We start from the raw sequence: 6,000 nt of genomic DNA on the forward strand, positions 1-6,000 counted from the left end.
AACTCATTATGAAAGGTATTATCCTTGCAGGCGGTTCGGGGACTCGTTTGTATCCTTTGACCCGTGCTGCTTCAAAACAACTCATGCCCATTTATGACAAGCCGATGATTTACTATCCCTTGTCCACTCTCATGCTGGCAGGGATCAAAGATATTTTGATTATCTCAACGCCGACGGATTTGCCTCGTTTTGAGGATCTGCTGGGAGATGGCTCTGAGTTTGGTATCAAGCTCTCTTATGCAGAGCAGCCAAGTCCGGACGGGCTGGCACAAGCCTTTATCATTGGGGCCGATTTCATTGGAGATGACCGCGTGGCGCTGATTCTTGGGGATAATATTTACCATGGACCAGGTCTGAGTAAAATGCTCCAAAATGCTGCGGCTAAGGAAAAAGGAGCAACTGTTTTTGGCTACCATGTCAAGGATCCAGAACGCTTTGGTGTTGTAGAATTTGATGAAAATATGAATGCTATCTCCATCGAAGAAAAACCGGAACAGCCGCGCTCTAACTATGCAGTGACTGGACTCTATTTCTATGATAACGATGTTGTAGAAATTGCCAAGAACATCAAACCAAGTCCTCGCGGAGAATTGGAAATCACAGATGTCAACAAGGCATACTTGGATCGTGGTGATTTGTCTGTTGAGCTCATGGGACGTGGTTTTGCCTGGTTGGATACAGGCACCCATGAAAGTCTCTTAGAAGCCGCTCAATATATTGAAACTGTTCAGCGGATGCAGAACGTTCAGGTGGCCAATCTGGAAGAAATTGCCTATCGTATGGGATATATCACTAAAGAGCAAGTGCACGAATTGGCGCAGCCATTGAAAAAGAATGAGTATGGCCACTATCTCTTGCGCTTGATTGGAGAAGAATAAGAAGATGACGGAACAATTTTTTGATAAGGAATTAGCAGCGCGTGAGGTTCCTGGAATCCCAGGTATGCTGGAGTTTGATATCCCTGTTCGTGGAGACAACCGAGGTTGGTTCAAGGAGAATTTCCAAAAGGAAAAAATGCTGCCGCTAGGCTTTCCTGAAAGTTTTTTTGCAGAAGGAAAACTGCAAAATAATGTCAGCTTTTCTCGTAAAAATGTCCTGCGTGGACTTCATGCAGAGCCCTGGGACAAGTACATCTCTGTTGCCGATGACGGTAAGGTGCTAGGTTCTTGGGTCGACCTGCGTGAGGGCGAGACCTTTGGCAATACCTACCAGACAGTAATCGATGCCAGCAAGGGTATTTTTGTGCCACGCGGCGTAGCTAACGGCTTCCAAGTCCTTTCTGACACGGTTTCCTATAGCTATCTAGTAAACGACTACTGGGCTTTGGAACTCAAACCTAAGTATGCCTTTGTCAACTATGCAGACCCAGCTCTAGGCATCCAGTGGGAAAACCTAGAAGCAGCAGAAGTCTCAGAAGCAGACAAGAACCATCCATTACTTAAGGATGTCAAACCTTTGAGGAAAGAAGATTTGTAAGAAGAGTGAATAGAACAAGTGTTTGAATATATTATCTATTTCTTGCTGATTATATTCTATTTTCTTATTTCTCTAGGACCATTAGGCTTCATTCTGATGATGGTTCTCCTCTTTTTGTTTATTTTCTTAGCCCTTTATATAATTTCAAAATTACTATTTTTTACGAAACAAATAATTCGATATTTTGTTTTATTATGGAGAAAAAATAAATCAATGACTGAATACAAAAACATCATCGTGACAGGTGGAGCCGGCTTCATCGGTTCTAACTTTGTTCACTACGTTTACAATAATTTTCCAGACGTGCATATCACGGTTCTGGATAAGCTGACCTATGCCGGCAATCGGGCCAATATCGAGGAAATTCTGGGCGACCGGGTGGAATTGGTCGTTGCGGACATCGCTGATGCAGCCTTGGTAGACAAGCTGGCTGCCAAAGCAGACGCCATCGTCCACTACGCAGCAGAAAGCCACAATGATAACTCGCTCAATGACCCGAGTCCATTTATCCACACCAACTTTATCGGGACCTATACCCTCTTGGAAGCTGCCCGTAAATACGATATTCGCTTCCACCATGTGTCCACTGACGAAGTCTACGGGGATCTGCCTCTGCGTGAAGATCTGCCGGGTCATGGAGAAGGGCCGGGTGAGAAATTCACGGCTGAAACCAAGTACAATCCCAGCTCGCCTTATTCTTCTACCAAGGCAGCATCTGATTTGATTGTCAAGGCTTGGGTGCGCTCTTTCGGTGTGAAAGCGACCATTTCCAACTGCTCTAATAACTATGGTCCTTACCAGCATATTGAGAAGTTCATTCCGCGCCAAATCACCAATATCCTGAGCGGTATCAAGCCGAAGCTCTACGGTGAGGGCAAGAATGTCCGCGACTGGATTCATACCAATGACCACTCATCTGGTGTCTGGACCATTCTGACCAAGGGGAAAATCGGCGAAACCTATCTGATCGGTGCTGACGGTGAGAAGAATAACAAGGAAGTGCTGGAGCTGATTCTCAAGGAAATGGGGCAGCCGGCTGACGCTTATGACCATGTGACGGACCGAGCAGGCCACGATTTGCGCTATGCCATTGATGCCAGCAAACTGCGCGATGAGCTGGGCTGGAAGCCAGAATTTACCAACTTTGAAACAGGGCTCAAGGAAACCATCAAGTGGTACACGGACAACCAGGACTGGTGGAAAGCTGAAAAAGAAGCTGTCGAAGCCAACTATGCCAAGACGCAGGAAGTGATTAAATAAAAGTGTTTCTCTTTGTAGAGCGGCGGAGTAAAAAGTTTTTGCGATTTTTGACTCAGGTCTAAAAGCAGGGGAGCGAGACGAAATCCATTTCTAGGAAATTGCGATTTTTGTCCACTCCCTTTTTGCTTAAATTCTCACACTATTGTTAGCTTTTTAACATTTCTGTTACAGAAAAAAATGCAAAAATAGTGTAAAATAATATAAATCCTTTCTGTGCTTTCAGCCGAAAAGGGATTTTCTTAAGCTAGAGGAATAGAAACATGAAAATGGTCAAGAGATTAGTGGGAATCGCAGTGCTGCTGTTTATCGCGGCGGTCGTTTTTCTGGTTCCCTCATCTGTCAATCAAAGCGAACAGTTAAAGAATGTACAAGGCAGTGCCTCTTGGATGAGCATTATTGAGCCGACCCTGAGCAATGCCAATCTGACAGCTCAGGGAGTCAATACGGAAGTTTCCCTGAACAGTGTTCAGCTCAATCAGGTGCTCAAATCTTTCTTGGCGGACAGCCAAAATCAAGAGCTGCTGGACAGTGCCTACAGCATTGACGGCAATAAACTGCGGATTCAGTACCCGGTCAGGCTGGCCTTTGTTGACAGCAAGCTGGACTTGGAGGTAGATGTCACCGTAGCGGATAATGTCCTGCATGTGAATGTGGACAGCGCCAAGCTGGGTGCTTTTCCTATCCCTAAATCACTCGTAACAGGCTTGCTCAGGCAGCAGCTGGAAAAATCGGATTCATCTGTCCGAACAGAAGGCGACAGCTTTTTATTCAGCCTTCCAGAAACCCAGTTCAGTATTAAGAAGATTAATTTCCAAAACGGAACAGCCAAAATCCAGTTCACCATGGGTTATGGATTTTAAAAAAAGAAAACTTCATTTGAGGAAGGAAGATTCCAAATCAAATGGAGTTTTTATGCTCTTATTCAGTAAGATTATTGTGGGGGAAAATGGTGTCTGTTTTTAATATCCTGCCTGCTTTGATTCAGTGCGCACGCCATCTAGGCTAGCAGTTCAAGAAATTTATGATTTCAATCAGGCCTCTTGCGGTTTGGTTGAGTCAGCTGGTTTTTATCCAATTTTTGCTAGGGAAAAAGGCCGGGCTTATGCACTTGATTTGATTATGCCCTTGGCGCAGATTCAGCCCAGTCAGTTTTATCTTTCTCAGGAAAAGCTGGACGGGATCAGTATTGATTTTACCAAACAAGAACTTGAACCTTTGCCTGTCAAGCGCATGGATGGAAAAGTTTTCTTTACTGATGGACATAGCAGGGCCTTTAAGGCTTATCAGGCTGGTTTATCGGAGCTTCCAGTTTATTTTGACCTAGATGAGCTGGATTGAGATTTCTACAGACATTGTGTCCAAGCTTGTGAGGAAAGAGGTGTCCTGACCATAGCCAATCTGCAGGAGAGAATTTTGCCTAAGGAAGACTAGCAAAGCCAGTGGCTGAACTGGTGTGAAAAAGAGGCTGGAAAATTTAATAAGACCTGCTATCAACGAAGCTCTTGTGTTATAATAGAGAGAAGGAATCCATCTATCAAATAAGGGGCGAGAAGATGATTTATGAATTTTGTGCTGAAAATACGACCTTGCTGGAAAAGGCCATGCAGGCTGGTGCCCGGCGGATTGAACTCTGCGATAATCTGGCAGTTGGCGGGACAACACCCAGCTTTGGTACTGTCAGGGCTGCAGTTGAGCTGGGCCGGCGTTATGATACCAGCATTATGACCATGATTCGCCCGCGCGGCGGTGATTTTGTCTATGCTGATCTGGAGATTGAGATTATGCTGGCCGATATTAAAAAGGCCAAGGAAGCCGGCAGTCAGGGGGTGGTTTTTGGCGCTCTTAATGAAGCCAAGGAGCTGGACATTCCCAAGATGAAGCGGCTGCTGGATGCTTCTAGGGGCATGGAGGTGGTCTTTCACATGGCCTTTGATGTCCTTGCCAGATATTCCCAGCCGGCAGCCATGGACTGGCTGATTGAGCATGGAGTGGGGCGCATCCTGACCCACGGCGGTCCGGCCGGACAGCCGATTGAAGAGCATGTCGACTGGCTGGATGAGCTGCTGGAGCACGCAGCGGACCGCATTGAGCTGCTGCCGGGCGGCGGGATCAGTCTGGTCAATCGTGACTGGCTTGCTGAGCGTTTGGCAGTTAATCAGCTGCATGGCACCAGAATTGTTTTTTAGGAGATAGGAGTTTGTCCTGGCCGGAAGCTCGCTATCAGAGAGGAGCTGCAGAAGCAGATGTTAGATATCTTTGAGAAATACAAGGCTGATCGGGAACGGCTGCTGGCCTATGGCTTTGAGCAGGACGGCAGCAGCTGCCGCTATCGTCAGGAGATTATGGATGGGGATTTTGAGCTGCTGCTAATCTGGCAGCAGACTTCCCTTGATTATCAGGTTTTTGACCTAGAGACCGGAGATGAGTACCGGCAGGTCAAGATGGAGTCCATAACCGGAGAGTTTGTCGGGCAGGTCCGGGAAGCCTGTCAGCAAGCTCTGCTGGAGATTCGCCGTCAGTGCTTCATTGAGATTGGCTTTCTCTATGAGCAGAGTCAGCGGCTGAGGGACTATGTGGCCGAGACTTATCAGGGCCAGCTGGAGTATCTGTGGGAAAAGTCTGACAGGAAAAGCAGGACCCATGCCGGGGTTTTCCGTCATCAAGGCAGCAAAAAATGGTACGGAGCCTTTCTGACGACGGACTGGTCCAAGTTTGAAAAAGACCGCAGCGGCAGCATTGAAGTGCTCAATGTCAAAAATAATCAGGTGGCAGAACTGACTCGACAGGCCGGTATATATCCAGCCTTTCACATGAATAAGAAATACTGGCTCAGCCTGCCTTTGGACGGAACTCTGAGCGACCGGCAGATTTTTGACCTGCTGGATACCAGTTTTGAGCTGACGAAGAGGAAATGAACACGGCTCCCGCTGTGTTTCTTTTTCTATCTGCTATCGTCATTTCGTTTATCTTTTATGACTTTGTCAGCTCGCTGTCCTATCGTCCTGTATGTTAAGCGATAGGCCGAGAGGCTGAGACAGACTCCCATGATGGCTGCGCCCTCACCCACAGAGGGAGCTATCTTCGGGAAGATACCGTATAAAAGTCCTTCAGTCTCGCTTTGTTTTGGTAAAAAACTCTTGACGCGGCAGCTGATTGCTCAAAAGCTCCAGTGGAGCTTTTGAGGTTTTAGATAGAGCTTCCGAGAGGAAGCAACAAAAGCACTGCTTTGAGGTTGCGGATAGGACTTGCGAAGCAAGTCTCAAC

Annotated in this window: 7 protein-coding genes; all 7 read left to right on the top strand. The window is 46.8% G+C overall.

The window, feature by feature from the left end:
• Positions 1 to 8: 8 nt before the first annotated feature.
• The 7 genes from rfbA (at position 9) to DHL47_RS11470 (ending at position 5,651) form a co-directional block, all read left to right on the top strand.
• Positions 9 to 878, top strand: coding sequence for a glucose-1-phosphate thymidylyltransferase RfbA (rfbA, locus tag DHL47_RS11440; RefSeq protein ID WP_125342504.1), 870 nt, complete (start codon positions 9 to 11; stop codon positions 876 to 878).
• 4 nt (positions 879 to 882) lie between these two features.
• Positions 883 to 1,476, top strand: a complete 594-nt coding sequence (locus DHL47_RS11445) for a dTDP-4-dehydrorhamnose 3,5-epimerase family protein (protein WP_015605114.1) — start codon at positions 883 to 885, stop codon at positions 1,474 to 1,476.
• A 213-nt stretch (positions 1,477 to 1,689) separates the two neighbouring features.
• Positions 1,690 to 2,736 carry a dTDP-glucose 4,6-dehydratase gene (gene rfbB / locus DHL47_RS11450; RefSeq protein ID WP_209551973.1) on the top strand — a complete coding sequence of 349 codons (1,047 nt, stop codon included), beginning with the start codon at positions 1,690 to 1,692 and terminating at the stop codon, positions 2,734 to 2,736.
• Positions 2,737 to 2,996: 260 nt separating this feature from the next.
• Positions 2,997 to 3,596, top strand: a complete 600-nt coding sequence (locus tag DHL47_RS11455; protein WP_209551974.1) for a hypothetical protein — start codon at positions 2,997 to 2,999, stop codon at positions 3,594 to 3,596.
• Between the two features lie 187 nt (positions 3,597 to 3,783).
• Positions 3,784 to 4,074 (top strand): hypothetical protein, encoded by a 291-nt coding sequence (locus tag DHL47_RS11460; protein WP_245335620.1) that lies wholly within the window; start codon positions 3,784 to 3,786, stop codon positions 4,072 to 4,074.
• A 215-nt stretch (positions 4,075 to 4,289) separates the two neighbouring features.
• Positions 4,290 to 4,922, top strand: a complete 633-nt coding sequence (locus tag DHL47_RS11465) for a copper homeostasis protein CutC (protein WP_209551975.1) — start codon at positions 4,290 to 4,292, stop codon at positions 4,920 to 4,922.
• 57 nt (positions 4,923 to 4,979) lie between these two features.
• A complete protein-coding gene (locus tag DHL47_RS11470) occupies positions 4,980 to 5,651 on the top strand; it encodes an MmcQ/YjbR family DNA-binding protein (RefSeq protein WP_209551976.1) in 672 nt (223 codons plus the stop codon).
• Positions 5,652 to 6,000 lie beyond the last annotated feature (349 nt).

This window comes from Streptococcus panodentis (genome assembly GCF_017884005.1).
GTDB lineage: Bacteria > Bacillota > Bacilli > Lactobacillales > Streptococcaceae > Streptococcus > Streptococcus panodentis.